The organism is Amycolatopsis coloradensis (genome assembly GCF_001953865.1).
GTDB lineage: Bacteria > Actinomycetota > Actinomycetes > Mycobacteriales > Pseudonocardiaceae > Amycolatopsis > Amycolatopsis coloradensis.
The window spans coordinates 95,697-119,374 of the sequence record NZ_MQUQ01000017.1; the positions used below are offsets into that span (position 1 = coordinate 95,697).

Genomic DNA, 23,678 nt, shown 5'->3' on the forward strand with positions numbered 1-23,678 from the left:
CGAGTTGCAGGCCCACAAAACCCGCCCCGTATCTTGAACGTACGTCCGGAACGCGTGGAAGGCCCGGATGTTCGATCACGACGTCCGGCGTGCTCGCCGGACCGTGGAGGGTGGAGAGTTGCCGCAGGAACCGCGCTGGCCCGAGTCCCATGCCGAGCAGACGGACATTCTCCCGGTCGTCACGCCCGGGTTCGCGGAGTCTGCCACCCCGCAGGAGCCCGCGCCACCGAAGCGCCGTCGCAGTTACCGCAAGGCCGCCTTCGTCGGCGGCGGCGTGTTCGGCCTGCTGGTCGTCGCGTACGCCCTCGACGTGCTGGTCTCCCAGGGCAGCGTCCCCCGCGGCGTCACCGTCGCCGGGATCGACGTCGGCGGGATGGACCGCGCCGTGGCCGAGACAGAGCTCAAGGGGAAGATCGAGCCGCGCCTGACCCGGCCGGTGAAGGTCGTCGCGGGTGACGCCGAGGAGTCGCTGGCGCCGAACACGGCAGGCCTGCGTCTCGACTGGCCCGCCACCCTCGACCAGGCGGGCGACCAGCCGCTGAACCCGTTCACGCGGGTCGCGTCGTTCTTCTCGACCACCGAGGTCGGCGTCGTCACGCACACCGAGGACGAGAAGCTCACCTCCGCGCTGGCGAGCCTGCGCGACAAGATCGACCGCGACCCCGTCGAAGGCACCGTCCGCTTCGAGGAGGCCAAGCCGGTCGCCGTCGAGCCGAAGACCGGGCAGAAGCTCGACGTCGAGGCCGCCAAGCAGACGATCCTCGACCGCTGGGCGAGTGGTGAGCCGCTCACGCTCGCGGTCACCCAGACCCCGGTCAAGGTCTCCCCGGAGGCCGTCCACGCCGCCCTCGAACAGATCGCGAAGCCCGCCGTGGCGTCGCCGATGGTGATCAAGGGCGAGGGCAAGGACGCCGTCGTCAAACCCGCCGCCATCGCGGCCGCGCTGACCTTCGAGCCCGCCGACGGCGGCGTGCTGAACCCGAAGGTGGACAACAACAAGATCATCGAGGCCGCGGGCCCGCAGCTGAAGTCCACCGAAAAAGAGGGCAAAGACGCGCAGATCGTCTTCGAAGGCGGCAAGCCGACCGTCCAGCCCTCCGAGGACGCCAACGTCGTCGACTGGGAGCCGAGCCTCAAGCCGGTGCTCGACGTGCTCAAGCGCGCCGCGCCCCGCGAGCTGCCGGTGACCTACAAGAAGACCCCGGCCAAGGTGACCACCGAGCAGGCCAACCAGCTCGGCATCAAGGAGGTCGTCAGCGAGTTCAAGACCGGCGGCTTCGCCCCGGACTCGGGGACGAACATCCGGGTCGTGGCGCAGAAGGTCAACGGCGCCATCGTGAAGCCGAACGAGACGTTCAGCCTCAACGGGTTCACCGGGCCGCGCGGCACGGCACAGGGCTACGTCGAAGCCGGTGTCATCAAGGACGGCGCGCCCGGCCGCGAGGTCGGCGGCGGGATCTCGCAGTTCGCGACCACGCTGTACAACGCCTCGTACTTCGCCGGCATGAAGGACACCGAGCACAAGGAACACAGCTACTACATCAGCCGGTACCCCGCCGCCCGCGAGGCGACCGTGTTCCAGAACCACAGCGGCGGCAGCGTGATCGACCTGAAGTTCACCAACGACGGTGACACCGGCGTCGCGATCCAGACCATCTGGTCGCCGTCGGACATCACGATCCGGCTGTGGGGCACCAAGAAGTACACCGTCGAGTCGATCCCGGGCGGCCGCACCAACCCGTCCGAGCCGCCGACGAAGCCCGGCCCCGCCGAGAACTGCAAGCCCAGCAACGGCGCGCCCGGCTTCACCACGTCGGACACCCGGGTCATCAAGGACGCCGCGTCCGGCCGCGAGGTCCGGCGGCACACCCGGAACGTGCACTACAATCCGCAGCCGAAGATCACCTGCGGTACGGAGTAATTTTCACCTGGACGCGTTCACCAAGCGCGCCCGGAAAGGTACGCTGAGTGGCGACCCGACTCGAACGGGGGTGGCCACCTCGTGACCTCGACGGCGACCTTCCGGCAGATCCTCGCGGTCGGTGAACTGCGGGCGATCTGGTTCGCGGAACTTCAGTCGATCCTCGGCGACCAGGTGGCCAGGGTCGCCCTGTCGGTGCTGGTGTTCCAGCGGACCCAGTCGGCGACCTGGCCCGCGCTGACCTACGCGCTCACCTACCTGCCCGACCTGATCGGCGGGCCGCTGCTCGGCGGGCTGGCCGACCGGTTCCCGCGCCGGGCGGTGATGGTCTGCTCCGACGTCGTCCGTGCCGCGCTGGTCGCGGTGCTCGCGATCCCCGGCATCCCGTTGCCCGTACTCGCGGCCGTACTCGTGGTGGTGCAACTGGCGAACGCCCCGTTCACCGCCGCGCAGGCCGCCGTCCTGCCGTCGGTGCTGAGCGGGGATCACTACGTACTCGGCCAGTCCCTGCTGAAGATCACCAACCAGATCGGCCAGCTCGCCGGGTTCGCCCTCGGCGGCGCGATCATCGCCGCGATCGGGCCGGGGCGAGGGCTCGCGCTGGACGCGGTGACGTTCGCGATCTCCGCGATCGTCCTGCGGCTGGGTATCCGGGCCCGGCCCGCTTCGGGTTCCGGCGGACCGGCGACGTCGACCCTGCGGCGGCTTCGTGCGGGCGCCCGCACGATCTGGTACGACCGCCGGTTGCGCGCCCTGGTCGGCCTGGCGTGGCTGGCGGGTTTCGTGATCGTGCCGGAAGGGCTCGCCGTGCCCTACGCCGCGGAAATCGGCGGCGGGGCGGTGACGGCGGGGTTGCTGCTCGCCGCGCATCCGGCGGGGATCGTGCTCGGGGTGTTCGTGCTGGGCCGCCTCGTCCGGCCGGAAGTCCGGCTGCGGCTGGTCGGGATACTGGCGCTCGGCGCGATCGTGCCGCTTGCGGCGTTCTGGTACCGGCCATCGCTGGCTTACGCCGCCGGACTGCTGCTGCTGTCCGGGATGTGCGCGGCCTACCAGGTCACCGCGAGCACCACGTTCATGCGGTTGGTACCCGACACCGAACGAGGCCAGGCTTTCGGCCTCGCCGGGTCGGGACTCATCGCCGTGCAGGGAATCGGGCTGATCGCCGGCGGCCTGCTCGTCGGCGTGCTCGGTTCACCCGCGACGACGGTCTCGGTCGTCGCACTCGCCGGTCTCGTAGTGGCTGTTCCGGCCACCCGGGCATGGCGCCACGTGGCCCCGCTTCACCCCCTTTGACCGGAACCGGGTATTCACCAGTTCTGCCCGCGCATGGAGCTCACCCCCTCCGAATCCCGATCCGGTCACGCGTGGTGCACCCACGCCTACCCAGACAGCGTAGTGACACCTAGTATCCAACCGATTACGTTCGTCACCGTGGCGCTAACGAATTGGGCGCTGTGGCGGCTACCCCACCGCGGTTTGATCGGCTTCGTCCTTCTGGTGGACGTCGCGGCGATCGCCGGATCCGCCTGGTCTTTTCTCCGCGTGCCGTTCACTCCGGGTGACGCGGTCCCCTTCGCGGTCCTGATCGTCAGCGCCGTGCTGCACACGGAATTGTCACGCCCCGTGGAGCGCGTCCGGGAACGTTTCGCGGGGACGCCCCACATCTCGCTGGACAGCGTATGGACCTTCGCCGCGGTGCTGCTGATCCACCCCGCGCTCGCCGCGCTCGTCATCGCCGTGTCGTTCTTCTACCGCTGGTTCCGGGGGCAGCCGAATCCGCTGTTCCGGCGGACGTTCTCCGCGTCGGCCACCGTGCTCTCCGGTTTCGCGGCCGCGGCGTTCCTCGACCGGTACGCCGCGCCGTTCGACGTCCTCCCCCGCGACCTGCGGTCGTTCGGGCTGGTCGTCGCGGCAGGCGCGGTGTTCCTGCTGGTCAACACCGTGCTGATGACCGTCGCGGTGTACTACGGCACCCCGCACGACCATCTGCGCGACGCGCTGGCGAAACCGTTCGAGTACGCGCTCGAAGCGGCGACGATCGCGCTCGGCGTCATCGTGGCGTGGGCGCTGCGGGACTGGCCGGTGGTACTGCTGCTGGTCGTGGGGATCACGCTGGTGCTGCACCGCGGGGTGTTGCTGCGGCAACTGAAACGGCAGGCCCGTAGCGACGCCAAGACCGGGCTGCTCAACGCCGAGGCGTGGCGTGAGGCCGCGGCCGACGAACTCGACCGCGCGCGGCGCGCGGGACGGCACACCAGCCTGCTGATGCTCGACGTCGACCGGTTCAAACTGATCAACGACCGGCACGGACATCTCGTCGGCGATCGATATCTGGCCGCCATCGCGGAAACGCTGCGTACCGAGGTGCGCGGCACGGATCTTGTCGGGCGGTTCGGCGGCGAGGAGTTCGTGATCCTGCTGCCCGGCACGCCCGCGGTGCACGCGCACGCCATCGCGGAGCGGATCCGGTCGACTGTGGCGTCGCGTGCCGACGACCTGCCGGAGCACGTGACCGTGTCGATCGGCCTCGCCGACCGGCCGGGCGTGACCGACCTCGACGCGGTGATCGCCGTAGCGGACCAGGCGCTGTACGAGGCGAAGAACACCGGGCGGAACCGGACCTCCGGCTACCAAGTCACCGGCTGACCCGACCGCGCGTGTTATGAACGGACCGTTTATAACAAATTCTGTTATAAACGGTCCGTTCATAACAGCTACGGGAGGCTGGCGAGGGACTTTTCGAGGACGGAGTCGGGCAGCGCGTTGTCGGCGATGTCGCCCGCCAGGTACGCGCCGTACGCCGGGAGGTCGAGGTGCGCGTGGCCGCACAGCGCGGTCAATATCACCTTCTCCTCACCGGTTTCCTTGCACCGTAACGCTTCCTGGATACACGCGGCGAGCGCGTGCGTCGGCTCGGGCGCCGGGAAGACACCTTCCGTCCTGGCGAACTGCACCCCGGCGGCGAAACGGTCCTCCTGCCCGATGGCGATCGCGTCGATGAGCCCGAGTTCGCAGATGTGCGAGATCAGCGGCGACATCCCGTGGTAGCGCAGGCCGCCCGCCGGCATGTCCGCTCCGCCATTGAGTCTCCTCGGTATCTCTTCACCCTGAAGGGACGGACAGCGTGGCCCCAGGCGTGACTACTACGGTGGGGTGATGGGAAAGCTCGTACTACTCGACGCGCCGTCCAACCTCGGCCTGCGCCCACCGGCCGAAGGAGCGGTCCCTGGCTGCTACAAGGCACCGGGCGCACTGCGTGATCACGGTCTGCTCACCCGGTTGGGCGCGACCGACGGCGGCGTGGTCACTCCACCGCGGTATCTGCCGGACTGGTCGCCGGACGGCGGCGCCCGGAACGCGGCAGGCATCGCGACCTACACGGCGGCCCTCGCCGGGCGGCTCGCGAAGATCCGCGCGGACGGCGGCTTCCCGGTCGTTCTCGGCGGTGACTGCTCCATCGCGCTCGCCGCGATGCTGACCCTGCGCCGCGAAGGGCGCTACGGCATCGTCTACTTCGACGGTCACGACGACTTCCGGCACCTCGGCAACTCCGACCACGTCGCCTCCGTCGGCGGTGAGGCCCTCGCCGTCGTGACCGGCCGCGGCGCTCCGGAACTGGCCGATGTGGACGGGCTCGGGCCCTACGTCCGCGACGAAGACGTCCTCGTGCTCGGCGTACGCGCGGAAGAATCCGCCGAGGCGCGTGAAGCCGGGCTGCGCATCGTGACCAGTCAGGAGGTCATGGCCTCCGGCACCGACGCCGCGCTCGCCGCCGCACGCGAGATTTTCGCGCCACTGGACGGTTTCTGGATCCACGTCGACATCGACACCCTCGACCCGGAGTTCGTGTCCGCTGTGGACAGTCCCGACCCCGGCGGGCTCAGCCCGGACAAGCTGGTCGAACTTCTTCGCGGTCTGCTCGCGATCCCCGGCGCGGCCGGACTGGAGCTGACCATCTTCGATCCCGACCTCGACCCCGACGGCACGCAGGCCGCCCTGGTGACGGACTGCCTCGTGCACGCACTGGAAGGAACCCGATGACGAAAGTGACCGTCGCCGACGGCTCGTTCGACGCCCCGCTCTGGCTGCCCGGCTCCGGCTCAGGCCCGGGACTGGTGCTGATCCAGGAGATCTTCGGCCTCGACGACTACCTCAAGTCCGTCGCCGCCGACCTGGCCGCGCTCGGCTACGTCGTCGCCGTGCCCGAACTGTTCTGGCGGCTCGAACCCGGCTGGTCGGCCACCCACGACGAAGCCGGGGTCTCGGCGTCGATGGCGGTCGCGGGCAGGCTCGACCCGGCACGCGCGGTCACCGACGTGCTCGCGACACTGGCGATGCTGCGTTCCCTGCCCGAAACCGATGGCCGCGCGGGCGTCTTCGGCTTCTGCCTCGGCGGCTCGATGGCCTACGCGGCCGCCGCCGAGGGCGACCCGGACGTCGCGGTGTCGTACTACGGCTCGCAGGTTCCGGGACAGATCTCGTTGCTGGACAAGATCACTTGCCCGATCCAGTTCCAGTTCGGCGGGGCCGACCCCTACATCCCGGCCGAGGGCGTGCGCCTGCTCGAAGCCGCTGTCACCGGACATGACGGCGCGGAGATCCACATCCACGAGGGGGCGGGGCACGCGTTCCACAACCATGTCGCGCCGATGTTCCATCAGCCGGAGCCCGCCGCGGCGGCTTGGGCTCTGACGCTGGAGTTCCTCGGGCGGGTGTTCCCGGCGTAGCGGACCACACCCTGTTCGATTGCCGGCGGAGAAGACCGCCTCGCCGGAATATGTCGGTGCCTCCCGGTAGTTTCCCCACCATGGCCACATTGGTGAGTTTTCACGCCCACCCCGACGACGAGTGCATCGTCGCGGGCGGCGTCATGCGCAAGGCCTTCGAGGAAGGTCACCGTGTCGTGCTCGTCGTCGCGACCAGGGGCGAGGTCGGCGAGGTGCCCGACGGGTTCCTCGACGAGGGAGAGGAGTTGTGGCAGCGCCGCGTCCAGGAGACGCACGCTTCGGCCGAGGTGCTGGGGGCCAAGCGCGTGGAGTTCCTGGGGTACACGGATTCCGGCATGATGGGCGAGCCGCGCAACGACGTGCCCGGCACTTTCTGGCAGGCCGACGTCGAGGAGGCCGCGCAGCGGCTGGCCGAGATCCTGCGGGAGGAGCGGGCCGACGTCCTGACCGTCTACGACGACAACGGCGGTTACGGGCATCCGGACCACATCCAGGTGCACCGCGTCGGCATGCGCGCGGCCGAGCTGGCGGGCACGCCGCGGGTCTACGAGGCCACGAGCAACAGTGACGAGATGCGCCGCGGGATGGAAGAGGCGGTGCGGACCGGGCAGATGAAGGCCGAGGACCTGCCCGATTTCGAAGAGGGTGGTGCCGAGTTCGGCAAGCCGGAAGCGGTGCTGACCGCGAGGGTCGACGTCTCCGCGTACCTGCCGCAGAAACGAGCCGCGATGCGCGCGCACGCCAGTCAGATCAGTGAGGACTCGTTCTTCCTCTCGATGCCCGACGAGGGTTTCGCGTGGGCGTTCGGTGTCGAGTGGTTCATCCGTGCTGGCCAGGGGCCGGGTATCACCGAGACCGACCTCATGGCGGGGCTCTGACCGGTGGGCATGTGCGGTGCGTACTTCCGGGTCACGTCCGGTGAATTGCGTGAGCTGATCGAGGACCCGGATCGGTACTGGGAGTACGCCGAGAAGACCAGGGACACCGAGCGGTCGGTGGACGTCGACAAGGCGTGGCACGCGATGTGGTTCCTGACCGGGCGAGCCGGGATCGAGGTCGACTTCGTCTTGGGCGGGACGCTGCTGGGGGAAGAAGGCGGCGATGGACCGGCGCGGTACTTCACGGCCGACGAGGTGGGGAAGGTTTCCGCGGCGCTGTCGCGGACCGGGTTCGATCAGCTCGCGCGGGGTGTCGAACTCTCGGACCTCGAGGCCGGGGGAATCTACCCGTCGATCTGGGACGAGCCTGACGCGCTGGACTACGTGCGGAGCTACTACGACGTGCTCGTGACCTTCTTCGCCGATGCCGCGAAGGCCGAGGAGCCGGTCGTCACGATCATCACGTGACCACCCGGCTTCCCAGGATCCCGGTGAGCAGGGGGCGTGGGTGGCGTTTCGGGTAAGGCCACCGTTGAGACGTTGATCGTCTCAACGGTGGCCTTCAGGACACGGACCGCTCCGCGGTCACTGTCCCGCCGGACGCGGCCCGCCACCACACCTTTGCCATACCCCCGAGAACCCGATCGCCACTCACGAACACCTCGACCCTCTCGGTACCGACGCCCTGGGCGCCCGAACTACCGGAAGGCCCTTGCCCTGCGCCTAGCGTCCTGAGTCCGAAGTACGTCCAGCGGGAACCTGGGTCAAACCCCGCACTCACGTGCTCGGAGCCGTATCTCACGTGCCTGGAGACCGCACACGCGAGTTCGGCGGGACTCCCGGCGAGTGTCCCGAGTCCGCGGCGCCCGCCTCAAGCCGTGGCGGCGGTGACGTCGAGTTCGACCAACTGCCCCGGGTAGCCGAGCTGTGCGACGCCGAGCAGGGTGCTCGCGGTCGTGAAGGCCTCCCGGATCTCCGACCCGACGAACCGGTCCCAGACGGCCGAAAGCACGTCCGCGTCCGGCGTCACCACGTAGAGCACCGTGCGCACGACGTCGGCAGGGGTCGCCTTGGCGAAGGCGAGGGCGGCGGCGGTGTTCGCGACGACCTGGTCGACCTGGGCGAGCACGTCGCCCTCCACGACCTTGCCGTCTTCGGTGAGCGGGCACTGGCCCGCGAGGTGGATGTCCCGCCGTCCTTCGACGATGGTCACGTGGTGATAGGTGGGCGTGGGGTGCAGACCAGGCGGATGGTGGCGTTGAATGGTCACGAACCGCATCCTGACCGAACCGGACTCGGCCGGCCAACTGGATTTCACGGGGGCGTCATGCGCAGGACGATCGACTGGACCGGCGACGCGGTCACGATCATCGACCAGACCGCGCTGCCCGCCGAGTACCGCGTGCTCGAACTGCGCACGGTCGGCGAACTGGTCGACGCCATCCAGCGTCTCGCGGTTCGCGGGGCGCCCGCGCTCGGTGCGGCGGGGGCGCTCGGCGTGGTGCTCGCGACCCGCGCGGAAGGTGACGTCGAGGCCGAGGCCGAACGCGTCGCCCAGGCCAGGCCGACCGCGGTCAACCTGAGCTGGGGTGTGTCCCGCGCGCTCGCGAGGCTTCCGGAGGGACCCGAAGCGGTCCTCGCCGAGGCGCTGGAGATCCTCGACGAGGACGAGCGGATCAACCACGAAGCCTCCCGGCTCGCCGCCACGGTGGTGCGCGAAAACTGTGCGCGGCGGCCGTTGCGGCTGCTCAGTCACTGCAACGCCGGACACCTGGCGACGGTCGCCTGGGGCAGCGCGCTCGGCGTCGTCTGGCACCTGCACGCCCGCGGGCTGGTCGAGTCCGTGCTGGTCGACGAGACCCGGCCGCTGCTGCAAGGCGCCCGTCTGACCGCATGGGAGCTGGCCGAAGCCGGTGTCCCGTACCGGATCCAGCCCGACGGCGCGGCCGCCGCCGCGATGAGCCGCGGCCTGGTCGACTGCGTGCTCGTCGGCGCCGACCGGATCGCCGCCAACGGCGACGTCGCCAACAAGATCGGCACCTACGGCCTGGCGATCGCGGCGAAGCACCACGGGATCCCGTTCGTGGTCGTCGCCCCGTCGTCCACTGTGGACACCGAGATGCCGGACGGCGCCGGGATCGTGATCGAGGAACGCGATCCCGGCGAGATCCTGAGTTTCGGCGGGGCGAAGGTCGCCCCCGAAGGCGCGCAGGTCTTCAACCCGGCCTTCGACGTGACACCGTTCGCGCTGGTGACCGCGGTGGTCACCGAACAGGGGGTGCTGCGCCCGTGAGCAGTTTGCCGAACAGTACGGCCGTCTCGGCGTCGTCGTAGTTCAGCGGAAGCGTGTCGAAGTAATACCGCATCAGGCCGGGCCCGGTGCCCACGATCATCCCGTACTCGATCTTCCGCCCCTTCGCCCGCACGGTCCCGCGGTACTCCTGGAACTTCGTACGCGGACCCGCGGCCGCCTGATCCGCCGCCAGCCGGACGTCGGTCATCGCGTTCGAAAGCCTGCCGAGATAGGCGAGATGACACTTCGGGTCGGTCACCGGCGCCGTCAGCCCCGGCCCGGTGAAGGACGGCCCCCGCCTCGGGCAGTCGTCGGCGACACCGGCGAACAATTCGCGGAGGGCACCGGCTTCGATCGGGCGGAACCATTCCGTCCGATCGTGATAGCGACGCCCCTCGGTGACCTCGCCGTTCTCGAGCACCACCCGGTAGACGGCCGGGTAGCGCACCAGCTGTCCGTTGATCACGGCTTCGTTTGCCGCCTCGTAGAAGACGGTGCCGCCGTTCACCACGACCTTCACCGGGGTGAACCGGAAAGTCGGGAAGGCACCCAGCAGGGTCCGAAGGTTGTTCTCGATGGCGGCCCTGCCTCGCACCGGCGGGGCGCTGCCCGATTCCGCGAGCGTCCCGTCGGCGGCGAAGATGGAGCCGTACAACCGAACGCGAGCTTCCCGCGCCTCAGGCGTGTCCGAGCGCATCGCGCCGAATTCCGTCTGTTTCGCGATGAAGGCGCAGGCACCCGGCGACACGTCCCCTTCGACCCGGTCACCCCACTGCTCCAGGATCGGGCACCCCTCGTTCGTCTCCGCCACCGCCGGTCCGCTTCCCATCACCGTCGCACTGACCAGAACCGCCGCCACACCAAAGAATCTCTCGATTTTTCGCACCTGCTCACCCTCGCAAGGAAGACCGTGCGAAGTCGATTACCCGTCAGGTAATGCGGCGCTAGAAGGATTCCAGGCAGGACGGCTCACGATCGGAGGCGAACGCCGCGGTCGCCCGCGAAACCGCCCCGGCGGTCCGTTCCTCGATCCGCCCGGCCGCGGCCAGTGTGCTCGGCCGGGTCCCGCCGAGGAAGATCGCGCCGAGGTCGATCACGTCCAGTTCGAGATCCGGCGCGTCCTCCACCCTGGTCACTTCGGCGTTCCCGTCGGCATCGGTGACGAGCCGCCAGTTCCCGGTGTTCCACGGACAGAACGCGTCGCGCACGCCGAACACCAGATCCACCGGCATGCCGTAGCGGCGGGTGACCAGGGCCCGATCGACGTCGACGAGCCGGACCCACAGGGAGTCACCGGCGGACCGGGTCATCTTGCGGGGGTCGGCGAGAAGGTGGATGAGCGGTTCATCGAGGGCGGCGTAGACCTCGATGGTGCCGATCAGGTCGTAGTCGAGCAGGTAGCGGTGCAGCGACGCGTACGCCTCCGGAGTGGTCGCGACCAGTTCCTCCACCCGCAAGGTCCCGCGCGGGCCTTCTTCATGCCAGTCGTTCTTGACCCGGAACATCGCGTACCCGTCGGGCAGGACCGCGAACTTGACCGCGGTCGCGCCCTCGCGTCGGCGCTCCGGATCGTCGAGAACGAACTCCCAGGTCGATTCGAGCCTGTCGAGCGCGCCGACCCGCTGCGGCGCTTCCTTCTCGTAGATCGCCTTGATCAGCGGGAGCGCCTGCTCGCGCCCGACTTCACGCACCCGCTCGGCGTGGAGTGCGACACCGGGCCGATACGCGGCCTTCGCCCGCACCTTCGCGCGGTAGAACTGCGCCGCGAGACCGTAGCCGAAGCGGGGGTAGATGACCGATTCCGACGCCCACAGCGCGGCGATCGGTTCGCCGCCGTCCTCGTGCAGGCCGTCCAGCTGTGCCCGCATGACCCGGGTGAGCACGCCTCGCCTGCGGTGTCCCGGCAGCACACCGACCGACGTCACCGCGGCGAGTGGTGTCTGGCCGGCGCCGGGAACGGTGATCTTCCGGGTGAGGATCTCCCCCACCCCGATCAGTTCGCCACCGTCGAAGACGCCGTGCGAACGTTCGGGTTCGAACACGAGCTCTTCACGGTGCTTCAGGTTCTCCGTGGCATCGAGGTTGAACGCGCGGGCGAGCAGCTCCGCGAACGCGGGCAGGTCGCCGATGGTCAGGGTACGAAGGGTCAAGCCGTCATCGCTCACCCAGCCGTCCTACGCCCATTCACCGGCGACCGCCACGCGTCAAAGTGCGGACATCAGGGCCGCGGCCCGATCACCTCACCTCTTTCCGTCACCTCGATCGCCATCGCGGGGCACGAGTCCGCCGCGTCGAGCACGCTCTCGTCCGGCTTCACTTCCCCTTCGACCACCGTCGCCGTGGCGCCTTCGAGTTCGAAGACCTCCGGCAGTAGCGCGGCGCACATCCCCGAGCCGATGCACGTCCCGCCATCGACCTCGACTTTCCAGCTCATGGTCACCATCCGATCGGCATGGAGCGGGGCCCCCGCACCAGCATCTGCGTCTTCCACACGATATCTCCGTCGAGGCGCAGTCCGGGAAGATCGCGCAACAAAGCCCGCAAAGCCTCCTGGAGTTCCAGCCTGGCCAGCGGGGCACCGAGGCAGTGGTGCACGCCGTGCCCGAAACCGAGGTGCGGGTTGGCTTCCCTGCCGAATTCGAGGGTTTCCGCCGAGGTGAACTGGAGCGCGTCCCGGTTGGCGGCGCCGATCGCGACCATCACCGGCTCGCCTTCCTTCACCAGCACGTCACCCACCTGGACGTCTTCGGTGGCGTAGCGGGCGAAACCGGCTCCGGCACCCAGGGGGATGAACCGCAGCAGTTCCTCGACGGCGGCCGGGATCAGGTCCAGGTCGCCGCGCAGGCGGGCGAGCTGGTCCGACTGTTCGAGCAGGGCGTAGACGAAGTTGGGGATCTGGCTGGCGGTGGTCTCGTGCCCGGCGATCAGGATGCCGATGCACATGTCGACCAGTTCCAGCTCGCTCAGCCTGTCGCGGACGTCGCGCGCTTCGATCAGCGCGGTCATCAGGTCGTCCTGGGGCCGGGCACGGTGCTCTTCGACGAGCACGTGCATGTACGCCCGCAGCTCGTCCTGATTGGCCATCATCTCTTCGGTGGTCAGCGGGCTGGTCGACAGCGCGGCGTCGCTCCACACCCGGAACTTCGGCCGGTCCCCGACGGGGACGCCGAGCAGTTCGCAGATCACCGCGACCGGGATCGGCAGCGCGTAGTCCTCGACCAGGTCGGCGGGCTGTCCCTTGGCCTTCATGTCCTCGATCAGGCCCGCCGCCAGGTCCGCGACCCGCGGCCGCAGCAGTTCGACACGGCGCATGGTGAACGCCTTCGCGACCAGCGTGCGCAGCCGGGTGTGGTCGGGCGGGTCCATGCTCAGGATCCCGCCGGGCCGCCTGCCCGGCGCCATCCGCGGCTCGTCCTTGTCCGTGGCCATCGCGCGGGAGAACCGCCGGTCGCCCAGCACGAAACGCGCGTCGGCGTAGCGGGTGGCGAGCCACGCCGGCTCACCGTGCGGGAGACGGACGCGGAGCATGCCCTCGGTGGCACGGGCGGCGGCGTAGGCCTCGTCCAGTTCGAGTCCCGCGTCCTGGTTGAAGGGATAGGCGACGAATTCGGCGTCAGCGATGGTCATTTGTCCGGAAACCCCCCGGCTCGGCGGTTTGTAAGCAACTGCTTACAACGCTAGCCACGAGCACGGAAAGCGTCAATGCGCCTACCGTGCGACGTCCGGCTAGCCTTTGCCCGATGACGGAAGAACCGCAGGTCCGCAAGCGCGACGCGGCCGCGACCAAGGCGGCCCTGCTCGACGCGGCGGCCGCTCTGTTCGCCGAACGCGGTTTCGACCGGACGACCGTGCGAGACATCGCGAAGCTCGCCGGAGCCAATCAGGCGCTGCTGTTCCGCTACTTCGGCTCGAAGGACGCGCTCTTCGAGGAGGTACTGGCGCGCGGCGGACGCGAGCAGATCGCCACCACCCCACCGGGCGAACTGCTCGGGACGGCGTTGCGCAGCATGCTGGAGTCCGACACCAGGCGGGATCGCACGCTCGACGCCTACCTGCGCTCGACCGGGCACGACAGCGCGGCGACCACGGTCCGGCGGCAACTCGGCCAGGAGTACGCGAAGGTGCTGGCCACGCTGACCGACGCCGACGACGCGGATCTGCGGGCCGACCTCATTCTGGCGTGGCTGCTCGGCATCGGCCTGGTCCGCGAGATCACCGGCAAGGAGCCCCTGGCCAGCGCGGATCCCGACGACGTCTGCCGTCTCGTGCTCGGTGCGGCACGGACGCTGCTGGAGCGCAGCGGGTAATTACCTCGCGGTCCACGGCCCGCTGTTCTACGGTCAGCGCCGTGACCTCGTTCCCGCCCGCCGGCACCGAAGCCGAGTTCGACGCACTGACCAGGCAAGACCTCCTTCCGGCGGTGACGTCACTGACCGGGTCGCTCGGTCTCGGTGAAGTCGTCCCGTTCACCGAAGGCTCGCTGCCGGTCTACGCCGTCGGCGAAGACCTGGTGCTCAAGCTGTTCCCACCGGTACATCTGGACGAACTCCCCACCGAGCGGACGATGCTCGAGGTCCTGCACGGCAAGCTCCCGATCCCGACGCCCGCCGTGCACGACGTCGGCGAGCGGGACGGCTGGGGCTACGTGCTCATGGAGCGCCTGCGCGGCGAAACACTGAAGGACGCCTGGCCGAAACTGTCCACAGAGGACAAACACCGGCTCGCTCCCGAACTCGGCGAGGCGCTGGCCGCCCTGCATTCGCTGCGCGACCCGCGACTGGACGTGCTGGATCCGCCGGACTGGGCCGCGTTCGTCGCCGGGCAACGCGCGAACGCCGTCGAGCATCACCGCCGGACCGGCCTCGACGAGGCTTGGATCGCCCGGATCCCGGCGTTCCTTGATTCCGTCGACCTGGGCTCGCCGCCCGTCGTCCCGCTGCACACCGAGTTCATGCGAGACCACGTCATGGTCACCCACGACGGCGAACGCCCGCAGCTGACCGGGCTCTTCGACTTCGAACCGGCGATGCGGGGCGCGGCCGAGTACGACTTCGTCGCCGTCGGCCTGTTCGTTTCCGGTGGGGACAAGGATTTCCTGCAGCGGTTGCTCGCCGGGTACGGCGCCGATCCGGACGACGGGTTCTCGCGGCGCTGCCTGGCGTACGCGCTTTTGCACGTCTACAGCAATTTCACGTGGTACTTCAAGGTTCTCCCGGCACCAGGAGAGCCGACGCTGGAGAGCCTCAGCCGCGTTTGGTGGTAGCCCACGTCACCGGCACGGCTTCCGGGCCGCGGATCGAAAGCGGCGGCCGCCACCCGATCTCCGGGAGCGGCACGGCGACGTCCAGTCCCGGCAGTCCGTCGAGCAGGGTCCGGAACGCGATCTCCCCTTCGAGCCGCGCGAGTGCCGCGCCGAGGCAGAAGTGGATGCCGTGCCCGAAGCCCAGTTGCGGGGCGTTCCGGCGCCGGATGTCGAACTCCGACGCGCCGGGAAAGGCGCTCTCGTCACGGTTCGCCGCGCCGGTGTGCGCCAAGACTGCCTCACCGCGCCGGACCAGGCCACCGCTCAGTTCGACGTCCTCCAGCGCGACCCGGAGCAGCGACGCGTCGGCCGGTCCGTCGAAGCGCATGATCTCTTCGACGGCTCCCGCCGTCAGATCGGGATCCTCGCGCAGCGCGGCGAACTGGTCCGGATTCGCCGACAGCAGCACGATCCCGGTCGCGATCAGGCTGACCGTGGTCTCGTGCCCGGCCAGCAGAAGCTGCGTGGCCAGATCGATCAACTCGGCCTCGGTGAACCGGTCGCCGTCTTCGTCACGGGTGTGCACGAGAACGCTCAGCAGGTCCTCCTCCCCCGGCTTAGCCCGCTTGACCGCGACGAGCGCGGCCATGTCTTCCGCACCGTCACGCCGGGCCCGCGCCACGTCCGCCGGGGTGTACGCCATCGGCGTGACGATCACCCGCGACCACTGGCGGAACCGTTCCCTGCCTTCGAACGGGACGCCGAGGATTTCGCACATGACCGCGGTGGGCAGGGGGAAGGCGAACGTCTCCACGAGGTCCACCGGCGGCCCCTGCGCGACCATCGTGCGCAGGAGTTCGACGGCGATCTCCTGGATCCGCGGCCGCAGCGCGGCGATCCGGCGGACGGTGAAGGCCGGTGCCGACAGCTTCCGCAACCGCGTGTGATCCGGCGGGTCCATGTTCAGGATGCTGTGCTCGCCGGTGGAGAAGTCGCCCGGCTCGATGAGGCAGGGCGCGCCGGGGGCGAGCAGGTTCCGGGAGAACCGCGGGTCCGAGAAGATCAGGCGGACGTCTTCGTACCGGGTCACCAGCCAGCCCTCGCAGCCGCTGGGGAAGAGGACCCGGGACATCGGCGGATACTCGGCGTAGATCGCGCCCATCGGGGTCGCGGCGTGCTTCTTGGCCGCGGGGTACGTGGCTGTCATGGGCCGATGATGAGCGGTGCGGCGCACCACAGGAAGGTTCCGGCCGGTCACCTCCCCGAAGAGCCGAAGATCCTTCTCACCGCGTGATAATTCCGCGCATGAACTCCAGATAGCCCGGCCGTCCGGCCGGGGAGAGCAGTGTTCCGCCGCTCGCCCGCAGCTCCTGGATCAACCCGATGAAAGCCGTGTAGGCCAGCAACATCCCGGCCCTCTCGGCACCGGCGCGGACGGACAGCCACAGCGCCTCGCTGAGCTTCACGTGACTTTCACGGATCAACCGTCCAGTAAGGCTTCCGGCGAGTGTTCCCAGTCCCGGCCCAGCCGCCGTAGGTACAGGCACGGTTCGCTCTGACGACCCGAACACTCACGACGGGGGCAGCGCACGCCGTAGCAGTTCCGCGAGGTGCAGTGCCCGGCGTCCGTCGAGCTGCTCGATCTGCGTCCGGCAGCTGAACCCGTCCGCGACCACCTCGGTACCCTCGGCCGCGCCGCGGATCGCGGGCAGCATGCGGTCTTCGGCGCAGGCGACGGAGACGTCGTAGTGCCCGCGTTCGAAGCCGAAGTTGCCCGCCAAGCCACAGCAGCCGGAATCCATGGTGGAATTGTGGATACCCGCGGCACGCATCACGGCTTCGTCGGCACCGAAACCGAGCACAGCGTGCTGGTGGCAATGCACCTGGCTGAGCGCTTCGACCTCCAGCGACCGGAACTCGAGCGGCGAGTCCTCGACGAGTTCGGCGAACGTCCTGGTCTGCCCGGCGAGCAGTTTCGCGACCGGATCACCCGGCAGCAAGGCCTCGAGGTCGCCACGGAAGAGAGCCGTGCAGCTCGGCTCCAGCCCCGCCACCTGATAGCCCGCCCGCAGATACGGTTCGAGCACGGAAAGCGTGCGGCGCAACACTTTCTTCGCCACGTCGAGCTGTCCGGTGGACACCCAGGTGAGGCCGCAGCAGACGCCGCGGTCGGGCAGGACGACGTCGTAGCCCGCCGCGGTGAGCACCTCGGCCGCGGCGTCGAGGACGTCCGGCGTCAGGTAATTGTTGAAGGAGTCGGGCCACAGCACGACGGGCCGCGAACCGGTCGCCCACCGCCGGAGATCCTTGCGGCGCCCGGTGAACGACGTCCTCGCGAACGTCGGCAGCTCCCGTTCCGGCGCGATCCCGCCGAACTTCTTCAGCAGGCCGGGGAACCGGCGTGACATCGTGTTCGCCAGCCGCGGCGCCAGTGACGCCGCGCGCAGCCACACCGGCAGCCAGCCCATCGAATAGTGCGACGCCGGGCGCAGCCGTCCCTTGTGGTGCTGGTGCAGGAACTCCGCCTTGTAGGTCGCCATGTCGACATCGACCGGGCAATCGGACAGGCAGCCCTTGCACGACAGGCAGAGATCCAGCGCCTCGGCGACCTCTTCGGAACGCCAGCCGTCGGTGATCAGTTCTCCGTTCACCATCTCGGCGAGCAGATGCGCGCGGCCCCGTGTCGAGTGTTTCTCCTCTCGGGTGGCGCGGTAACTCGGGCACATCACACCCGCGCCGGTGGTGTCGCGGCATTTCCCGACACCGACGCAGCGCCGCATCGCCTGCCCGAAACTTCCTTGATCCTCCGGATACGCGAGTACGGTGACGTCTTCGAGGTCCAGCGGCGCTCGCCGCACCCGGAGATCGGCGTCGACCGGCCGCGGAGCGACGAGGATGCCGGGGTTCATCTTGCCCGCCGGGTCGAAGATTCCCTTGAACCGCGCGAAAAGCGCGAGAATCTCGGGGCTGTACATCCGGGGCAGCAGTTCCGACCGAGCCTGGCCGTCGCCGTGTTCCCCGGACAGCGAGCCGCCGTGCGCGGCGACCAGGTCGGCCGCTTCTTCGAGGAACGACCGGAACCCGGCGATCCCCCGCGGGGAAAGCAGGTCGAAGTCGAGCCGCAGATGCAGGCAGCCCTCGCCGTAGTGGCCGTAGACCACGCTCTTGCGGCCGTGTTTCCGCATGAGGCTCTTGAACTCGCGCAAGTAGGCGCCCAAACGCGCGGGCGGGACGGCCGCGTCCTCCCAGCCGGGCCAGGCTTCCTCGCCGCCGGCCAGTCGCGTCGCGAGACCGGCGCCTTCCTCGCGGATCCGCCACAACCGCTTTTGCGCGGCCGCGTCGTCCAGCAGCGTGGATCCGGTCAACGCGCCGCGCAGTTCCGCGATCAGCCCGCGGGCCCGGCCCGGATCGGTCATCTCGACGAACAACCAGGCTCCACCCGGCGGCAGTCCGTCCGCGCGGCCCGGTTCCAGCAGTGCGACGAGGTCCGCGTCGACACCCTCGACGGTCAGCGGCGACCACGGCAAGATCGCCGGGACGGCGTCGGCCGCGGCGATGTCGGACTCGAAACCGAGCACCGCGAGCACCTTGCGTTCCGGCATCTCGGCGAGGGAGACCGTCGCCTCCAGCACGGTGACGCAGGTGCCCTCACTGCCGACGAGCGCCTTGGCGACGTCGAAACCGTTCTCCGGCAACAGGTGTTCGAGCCCGTATCCGGACACCCGCCTGCTGAACGTGGACAGTTCGGTGCGCAGCAACGCCAGATTGTCGCGGACGAGCGCCCGCAACTCCGAAAAGACCCTGCCTTCCGTACCGGGTCCGGCCGCTCGCGAGTCCACTTCGGACGGTGAGGTCGGCCCGACGGTCAGCCGGGTGCCGTCGTAGAGCAGCACGTCCAGTTCGCGGACGACGTCGACCGTGCGACCATAGGCGACCGAATGCGAACCGCAGGCGTTGTTGCCGATCATCCCGCCGATCGTGCAGCGTGAATGCGTCGACGGGTCGGGCCCGAACCGGAGGCCGTGCGGCGCGGCGACCGCCTGGAGGTGGTCGAGGACGGTGCCGGGCGCCACCCTCGCCGTCCGCGCCACGGGATCGAGGTCGAGGACGCCGCCGAGGTGGCGTGACGTGTCGATCACGACGCCAGGACCGCACGAGTTGCCCGCCACGCTGGTGCCGCCGCCTCTGGCGATCACCGGCAGCCCGGCCGCACGGCAGGCGGCGACGGCCGCGATCACCTCGTCGACGCTCCGCGGCAGCACCACCCCCCGGGGCACGTGCCGGTAGTTGGAGGCGTCGGTCGTATACAGCGCCAGTGTCGCGGCGTCGGCCAGGATCTCCACGGAGTCCATTCAAGACAACCGGGGGCGAGAAAGCATCGGTGAACCTCTCCAGCCGGGTGTGTCGGAAACCACGCCCAGTGTGCGATCGTGAGCGCGTGACGGCCAGACGGCACGCCGCCGAAGACCTCGCCGCCGAGCACAGCGCGGTGCTCGGCGGGCTCTGCGCGAGCGCGAAGAGCCGCTCACCACCCTGGTCGTCGACCCGCGGATCTCCCCCGACGACGATCGGCCCGACGCGCTGGCCCGCAGCGGCCTGACGCGACGCGAGTACGAGGTCCTGCGGCTGGCGGCACAGGGCAGACGCCCGTAACGGCGTCACGGCCATCGGGAAGGCTCCGAAGCCAGCCTCCTCTGCACACGCGAACCCCGCCCGCGTTTCGTCCATCCAATCACGCGTGTCGTCCCTTCGATCACGCGAACCGCCCGACGCGATTCGTCCTCTGGTTGCGGTAGTTGTGGGCACCCCGGCGATGCGTCAGGGGTACGCGGCGACACCGGACGCGTCGGCCGAGGGCGGCGTCCGCTACGTCAAGCCGCTGTTCGAGGCTCCTGAGGCGAAGGAGTACGTGGCTCCGCATCAGAAGTGAGCCGGGCTTCGGCGAGCGCGTTCGCTTCGGTCAGCGGTGTGGTGCCGTTGGCCGAAGCGGCGTCGAGGATCTGTCGCGTGGTCGTTTCCAACCTTTCGACCCGGGCGAGTGCCTCAGCGTGCGTCAGGTTCTCCGCTTCGCGCCCGAGGGTGTAGACGACTCCCCCGGCGCTCGCGACGAAGTCCGGAACCCAGACGACCCCTTTGGCGGCGAGGTTGTCCGCCACCGCGTCCTCGGTGAGCTGGTTGTTGGCCGGGCCGACCACGAGCGGCACCGCGACTTCGGTGGCGGGGCCGAACACCCCACCGACGGCGGCCGGGATCAGGACGTCGGCCGCGATGTCGAGTACCCGCTCCGGACGGACCCGGCTCAGCCCCTGTTCTTCGGCGGCGAGGAGCCGTCGTTCGTCCACATCGGACACGATGACCTCGGCGCCCTGAGCGACCAGGTCCGCGGCTAGATGCGCGCCGACCGAGCCGTAGCCGCTGATGACCACCTTGCGGCCCTTCATCTCGTGATCGCCGAAAACGGCCTTCGCCCCGGCCCGCAGCGCGGCGAGTACCCCGATCGCGGTCGGTCCGCTGGAAGACCCGGTGCCGCCCTGCTCCTCGGGGAGGCAGAACACGTGCCGCGTCCGCTCGCGGAGCACGAGCATGTCGTCCGGGCCGGTGCCGACGTCCGGACCGGCGAGATACGCACCGTCGAGTGACGCGATGAGGTCGGCGTGATCGAGCAGGATCTCCCGTCGTTGCTCCGGTGCCGGCGGGCTGTCGAGCGCGATGACGCTCTTGCCGCCGCCGAAGTCCAGGCCCGCGACGGCGCATTTACGGGTCATCGCCGCGGAAAGCCGCAGGACGTCGTCGATCGCGTCGCGAAGGCCCGGATAGACCTTGAACCGGCAACCGCCGACGGCCGGGCCGAGTACACGGGAATGCACGGCGACCATCGTGGTCACCCCTGATCGGCGCCCCCGCCGGACGACCAACTCCTGTACAGACATCTCGCTCCCCTTCACGCAATTAGTCGGCTACTTGCGTTGAAGTTAGGCTGATCGTCAGGCTGATCGATGGCCTGCCGAACGATATTCGGCAGATCTGGGGAAAGGGGCAAGGTGGACGAACTTGATTCGGCGATCATCCGGGAACTCCAGGCGGATGCGCGGCAGTCGAACCGCGACATCGCCAGGAAGGTCGGCGTCGCGCCGTCGACCTGTCTCGAACGGACACGGCTGCTGCGGGAACGTGGTGTCATCCGCGGCTACCACGCGGACATCGACCTGCGCAGCCTCAATCGCGGCGTCCAGGCGATGGTCTCGGCACAGGTGCGGCCGCTGAGCCGTGAGGTGATCGACTCCTTCCAGCGCTCGGTCGCCGAATTGCCGGAGGTCCTTTCGGTCTTCGTCACCGCCGGCAGCGACGATTTCCTGATCCACGTCGCCGCACAGGACGTCGAACAGCTCCACTCATTCCTGGTGGATCGGTTGTCGAAGCGCAAGGAGATCGTCGGGTTCCGGAGTTCGATCATTTTCCGGCATCTGCGCAAGACCGAGCTGGAATCGCTTCCGCTGCGAATACCTGGTGACAATCCCTAGGTTCTCACCCTGGAATACCCGACACGCCACCCCTAAGTCCGCCCGAAATCCCAGACTTCGCACCGGAGAAGACGGAAACTGTCGGGGGTATGGGTTTGACTGGTCACAGTGGAACAGAAAGGAGGGACGCCATGGACGTTCGGACAGAGCTGAACCATCGTGAGCGGGCCACCCTGAGAGCCGTGGCCGAGGGCCACGCCGAGATCAGTCGCAGTTGCGAGCCAGACCTGTTCGTCGACGGTCTCGCCTGCTGTGACCAGCACACCGCGCACCGCCTGGCCCACCTCGGCCTGGTGGCACCCGCGCGCGGCGGCCGCTGGGGCGAACGCGTCCCCGCCCGGCTCACCGAGGCCGGGGCGGTGGCGCTGGAGGGCGCGTTCCCGCCGCTGGCCGCCGCTTAAAAGCGTTTGCCGGGACGTGCGAAGGACGCCACGATCTGCTGATGCGTGTCTTTCTGGAGACCGAACGGCTCCTGCTGCGGCAGTTCACCGACGCCGACGTCGATGAACTGTTCGCGCTCTACGACGACCCCGAAGTCATGCGGTACCTCAATGGGGGCAAACCCGCCGACCGAGCGGAGATCGAAAAGGGTGACCTTCCCGCTTTTCTCGGTTACTACGAGCGTTTCCCCGGTTACGGGTTCTGGGCGGCGATCGAGAAGTCCAGCGGGGCTTTCCTGGGGTGGTTCCATTTCCGGCCGCTGCGCGGCCATCACACGGACGACCCGGAACTGGGTTACCGGCTGAATCGCTCGTCCTGGGGTAAGGGCTATGCCACCGAAGGCTCGCTCGCGCTGCTGGAGAAGGGCTTCACCGAATTCGGGGCACGGCGGATCTGGGCGGCCACCATGGCGGTGAACCTGGGGTCACGCCGGGTGATGGAGAAGATCGGCATGCGGCACGTCCGGACCTATCACGAGGACTTCGACGACCCGATCCCCGGCACCGAGGAGGGCGAGGTCGAGTACGCCATCACCCTGGAGGAGTGGCGGTCCCGCGAGGTCCGCCTCTGAGCACGCGAGTTCGCCGTCCGGTCACGGGGTGGCGAGCCAGGTTTCGCCGATTTCGCCGGTGCGGGCCTCGCCACCGGTCAGGTCGGCCAGCCACGCGTGGAACGCCTCGCCCTGGTCCGGCGCGAGCCCGACGTCGAAGTGCGCGACGTCCTCGAACCGCGTCGCGTGCAGCAGGTACGGCGACGAGCGGATGTCGTTCTCCAGCCGTCCGGCCCGGTCGTAGTCGACGACGACCTCCACCAGCCGCAGCCGCCGGTACTCCCGCACCCCGACGGCGTCGACGGCTTCGGAGACCGCCTGCCCGTAGGCGCGGATCAGGCCGCCCGCCCCGAGCAGGACCCCGCCGAAGTAGCGGGTCACCACCGCGACCGTGTCGGTCAGCTCCCGGCGGCGGAGCACCTCGAGCATCGGGGTGCCCGCCGTCCCGGAGGGCTCGCCGTCGTCACTCGAACGCTCGATTCGAGGCACACTTTCCCGCCGAGAATCCATCGAGTCGCCCCTGCCGTCGGCGCCGAGGACGAACGCGTGGCAGTGGTGCCGGGCGGCCGGATCGGCCTTCTTCCGGGCAATGATCACCTCGCGGGCGGCCTCTTCCGAGGTCACCGGGGCGAGCGCGCACAGGAACCGCGAACGCCGGATTTCGATCTCGTGGACCCCGGTGCCCGCCACGGTGAGATAACGATCCGCCATCGGCCAAGCCTCTCAAACCGGGCGGGACGCTCTGCCGTTCGGGCGATTCGATGGTCACCTGGGGTAGCCGCGACGCCGGTAAACCCACTCCACTGCGCGATGCAGGTCACACTATCGAGTGACGTGAGCGAGCGTTCACGCAGGTCAGGACCCGGGTGCCCCACTCAGTGGAACGGTCGTTCCAACCAGTGAGCAGATGATGAGTGAAGTCAACGCCCGCGTGGCATTTCCCACCCCGACCCGGCGACGTATGTCGATAACAGCGATTTCACACTATCGTCATAAGACCGGCGAACCCGGGAGTAACACGTGCGCCCCGCCTGCCATCCACCACAACGGTCTGGCGGCACACGGCGCACCGCAGTACAGACAAGCGCATCGGCCGCCCAGTGCA

General features: G+C 69.1%; 23 protein-coding genes and 2 pseudogenes. 14 read left to right on the forward strand and 11 right to left on the reverse strand.

Annotated elements, in window-relative coordinates; all coding sequences use genetic code 11:
• Nucleotides 1–67 precede the first annotated feature (67 nt).
• From BS329_RS29720 to BS329_RS29730, 3 genes are all read left to right on the forward strand, one after another.
• The gene (locus tag BS329_RS29720) at nt 68–1,921 is read left to right on the forward strand and encodes a VanW family protein (protein WP_084750330.1); all 1,854 of its coding nucleotides are present in this window, start codon (nt 68–70) and stop codon (nt 1,919–1,921) included.
• A gap of 81 nt (nt 1,922–2,002) precedes the next feature.
• Complete coding sequence (locus BS329_RS29725) at nt 2,003–3,214, forward strand: MFS transporter (RefSeq protein ID WP_076164732.1); 1,212 nt, start codon at nt 2,003–2,005, stop codon at nt 3,212–3,214.
• A 138-nt stretch (nt 3,215–3,352) separates the two neighbouring features.
• Nucleotides 3,353–4,567: a GGDEF domain-containing protein gene (locus BS329_RS29730; RefSeq protein WP_244197340.1), complete on the forward strand. Its 1,215-nt coding sequence runs from the start codon at nt 3,353–3,355 to the stop codon at nt 4,565–4,567.
• 68 nt (nt 4,568–4,635) lie between these two features.
• Here BS329_RS29730 and BS329_RS29735 read toward each other — a convergent pair.
• Nucleotides 4,636–4,983 (reverse strand): annotated as a pseudogene (locus BS329_RS29735) (TrpB-like pyridoxal phosphate-dependent enzyme); the annotation flags it as partial.
• Nucleotides 4,984–5,077: 94 nt separating this feature from the next.
• Here BS329_RS29735 and BS329_RS29740 point away from each other — a divergent pair.
• The 4 genes from BS329_RS29740 to BS329_RS29755 all read left to right on the forward strand — a co-directional run bounded on the left by BS329_RS29740 (nt 5,078) and on the right by BS329_RS29755 (nt 7,994).
• The gene (locus BS329_RS29740) at nt 5,078–5,962 is read left to right on the forward strand and encodes an arginase family protein (protein WP_076164736.1); all 885 of its coding nucleotides are present in this window, start codon (nt 5,078–5,080) and stop codon (nt 5,960–5,962) included.
• Nucleotides 5,959–6,648, forward strand: a complete 690-nt coding sequence (locus BS329_RS29745; RefSeq protein ID WP_076164738.1) for a dienelactone hydrolase family protein — start codon at nt 5,959–5,961, stop codon at nt 6,646–6,648. Before BS329_RS29740 ends, BS329_RS29745 begins: the two co-directional genes overlap by 4 nt.
• A gap of 80 nt (nt 6,649–6,728) precedes the next feature.
• Nucleotides 6,729–7,526, forward strand: coding sequence for a PIG-L family deacetylase (locus tag BS329_RS29750; RefSeq protein ID WP_076164740.1), 798 nt, complete (start codon nt 6,729–6,731; stop codon nt 7,524–7,526).
• Nucleotides 7,527–7,535: 9 nt separating this feature from the next.
• Nucleotides 7,536–7,994: a YfbM family protein gene (locus BS329_RS29755; protein WP_244197341.1), complete on the forward strand. Its 459-nt coding sequence runs from the start codon at nt 7,536–7,538 to the stop codon at nt 7,992–7,994.
• 403 nt (nt 7,995–8,397) lie between these two features.
• On the opposite strand, the gene BS329_RS29760 is transcribed toward BS329_RS29755, so the two are convergent.
• Nucleotides 8,398–8,796: a RidA family protein gene (locus BS329_RS29760; protein ID WP_076165015.1), complete on the reverse strand. Its 399-nt coding sequence runs from the start codon at nt 8,794–8,796 to the stop codon at nt 8,398–8,400.
• 57 nt (nt 8,797–8,853) lie between these two features.
• Between BS329_RS29760 and mtnA the strand changes: the two genes are divergently transcribed.
• Entirely contained in the window at nt 8,854–9,819 is a 966-nt protein-coding gene (gene mtnA, locus BS329_RS29765; RefSeq protein ID WP_076164743.1) for an S-methyl-5-thioribose-1-phosphate isomerase, read from the forward strand.
• On the opposite strand, the gene BS329_RS44780 is transcribed toward mtnA, so the two are convergent.
• From BS329_RS44780 to BS329_RS29790, 4 genes are all read right to left on the reverse strand, one after another.
• Entirely contained in the window at nt 9,791–10,678 is an 888-nt protein-coding gene (locus tag BS329_RS44780) for a nuclear transport factor 2 family protein (RefSeq protein WP_244197342.1), read from the reverse strand. The two genes, mtnA and BS329_RS44780, sit on opposite strands and share 29 nt — an antisense overlap.
• An 85-nt stretch (nt 10,679–10,763) precedes the next feature.
• Nucleotides 10,764–11,969 carry a GNAT family N-acetyltransferase gene (locus tag BS329_RS29780; protein WP_244197343.1) on the reverse strand — a complete coding sequence of 402 codons (1,206 nt, stop codon included), beginning with the start codon at nt 11,967–11,969 and terminating at the stop codon, nt 10,764–10,766.
• A 68-nt stretch (nt 11,970–12,037) separates the two neighbouring features.
• Complete coding sequence (locus BS329_RS29785) at nt 12,038–12,253, reverse strand: ferredoxin (RefSeq protein WP_084750333.1); 216 nt, start codon at nt 12,251–12,253, stop codon at nt 12,038–12,040.
• A gap of 2 nt (nt 12,254–12,255) precedes the next feature.
• Nucleotides 12,256–13,446 (reverse strand): cytochrome P450, encoded by a 1,191-nt coding sequence (locus BS329_RS29790; RefSeq protein ID WP_076164749.1) that lies wholly within the window; start codon nt 13,444–13,446, stop codon nt 12,256–12,258.
• Between the two features lie 113 nt (nt 13,447–13,559).
• Here BS329_RS29790 and BS329_RS29795 point away from each other — a divergent pair, with 113 nt between their 5' ends.
• Nucleotides 13,560–14,126, forward strand: a complete 567-nt coding sequence (locus tag BS329_RS29795; protein WP_076164751.1) for a TetR/AcrR family transcriptional regulator — start codon at nt 13,560–13,562, stop codon at nt 14,124–14,126.
• Nucleotides 14,127–14,167: 41 nt separating this feature from the next.
• The gene (locus BS329_RS29800) at nt 14,168–15,082 is read left to right on the forward strand and encodes a phosphotransferase family protein (RefSeq protein ID WP_076164752.1); all 915 of its coding nucleotides are present in this window, start codon (nt 14,168–14,170) and stop codon (nt 15,080–15,082) included.
• Here BS329_RS29800 and BS329_RS29805 read toward each other — a convergent pair.
• The 3 genes from BS329_RS29805 to BS329_RS29815 all read right to left on the reverse strand — a co-directional run bounded on the left by BS329_RS29805 (nt 15,063) and on the right by BS329_RS29815 (nt 19,413).
• On the reverse strand, nt 15,063–16,268 hold the full coding sequence (locus BS329_RS29805) for a cytochrome P450 (protein WP_076165017.1): 1,206 nt from the start codon (nt 16,266–16,268) through the stop codon (nt 15,063–15,065). The genes BS329_RS29800 and BS329_RS29805 overlap by 20 nt on opposite strands.
• A 76-nt stretch (nt 16,269–16,344) precedes the next feature.
• Nucleotides 16,345–16,527 carry a hypothetical protein gene (locus tag BS329_RS29810; RefSeq protein ID WP_076164754.1) on the reverse strand — a complete coding sequence of 61 codons (183 nt, stop codon included), beginning with the start codon at nt 16,525–16,527 and terminating at the stop codon, nt 16,345–16,347.
• Nucleotides 16,528–16,632: 105 nt separating this feature from the next.
• Nucleotides 16,633–19,413 (reverse strand): FAD-binding and (Fe-S)-binding domain-containing protein, encoded by a 2,781-nt coding sequence (locus BS329_RS29815; RefSeq protein ID WP_244197344.1) that lies wholly within the window; start codon nt 19,411–19,413, stop codon nt 16,633–16,635.
• Nucleotides 19,414–19,597: 184 nt separating this feature from the next.
• Between BS329_RS29815 and BS329_RS44785 the strand changes: the two are divergent.
• Nucleotides 19,598–19,705, forward strand: a pseudogene (locus BS329_RS44785) (DNA-binding response regulator); the annotation flags it as partial.
• A 227-nt stretch (nt 19,706–19,932) separates the two neighbouring features.
• Here the strand turns inward: BS329_RS44785 and BS329_RS29820 are convergent.
• A complete protein-coding gene (locus BS329_RS29820; RefSeq protein ID WP_076164756.1) occupies nt 19,933–20,991 on the reverse strand; it encodes a Glu/Leu/Phe/Val dehydrogenase dimerization domain-containing protein in 1,059 nt (352 codons plus the stop codon).
• A gap of 111 nt (nt 20,992–21,102) precedes the next feature.
• On the opposite strand from BS329_RS29820, the gene BS329_RS29825 reads away from it, so the two are divergent.
• From BS329_RS29825 to BS329_RS29835, 3 genes are all read left to right on the forward strand, one after another.
• A complete protein-coding gene (locus BS329_RS29825; protein WP_076164758.1) occupies nt 21,103–21,582 on the forward strand; it encodes an Lrp/AsnC family transcriptional regulator in 480 nt (159 codons plus the stop codon).
• A gap of 131 nt (nt 21,583–21,713) precedes the next feature.
• Nucleotides 21,714–21,983 carry a hypothetical protein gene (locus BS329_RS29830; protein WP_076164760.1) on the forward strand — a complete coding sequence of 90 codons (270 nt, stop codon included), beginning with the start codon at nt 21,714–21,716 and terminating at the stop codon, nt 21,981–21,983.
• Nucleotides 21,984–22,024: 41 nt separating this feature from the next.
• Nucleotides 22,025–22,594, forward strand: coding sequence for a GNAT family N-acetyltransferase (locus BS329_RS29835; RefSeq protein ID WP_076164762.1), 570 nt, complete (start codon nt 22,025–22,027; stop codon nt 22,592–22,594).
• A gap of 21 nt (nt 22,595–22,615) precedes the next feature.
• Here BS329_RS29835 and BS329_RS29840 read toward each other — a convergent pair whose 3' ends face one another.
• Complete coding sequence (locus BS329_RS29840) at nt 22,616–23,284, reverse strand: YigZ family protein (RefSeq protein ID WP_076164764.1); 669 nt, start codon at nt 23,282–23,284, stop codon at nt 22,616–22,618.
• Between the last annotated feature and the right edge of the window lie 394 nt (nt 23,285–23,678).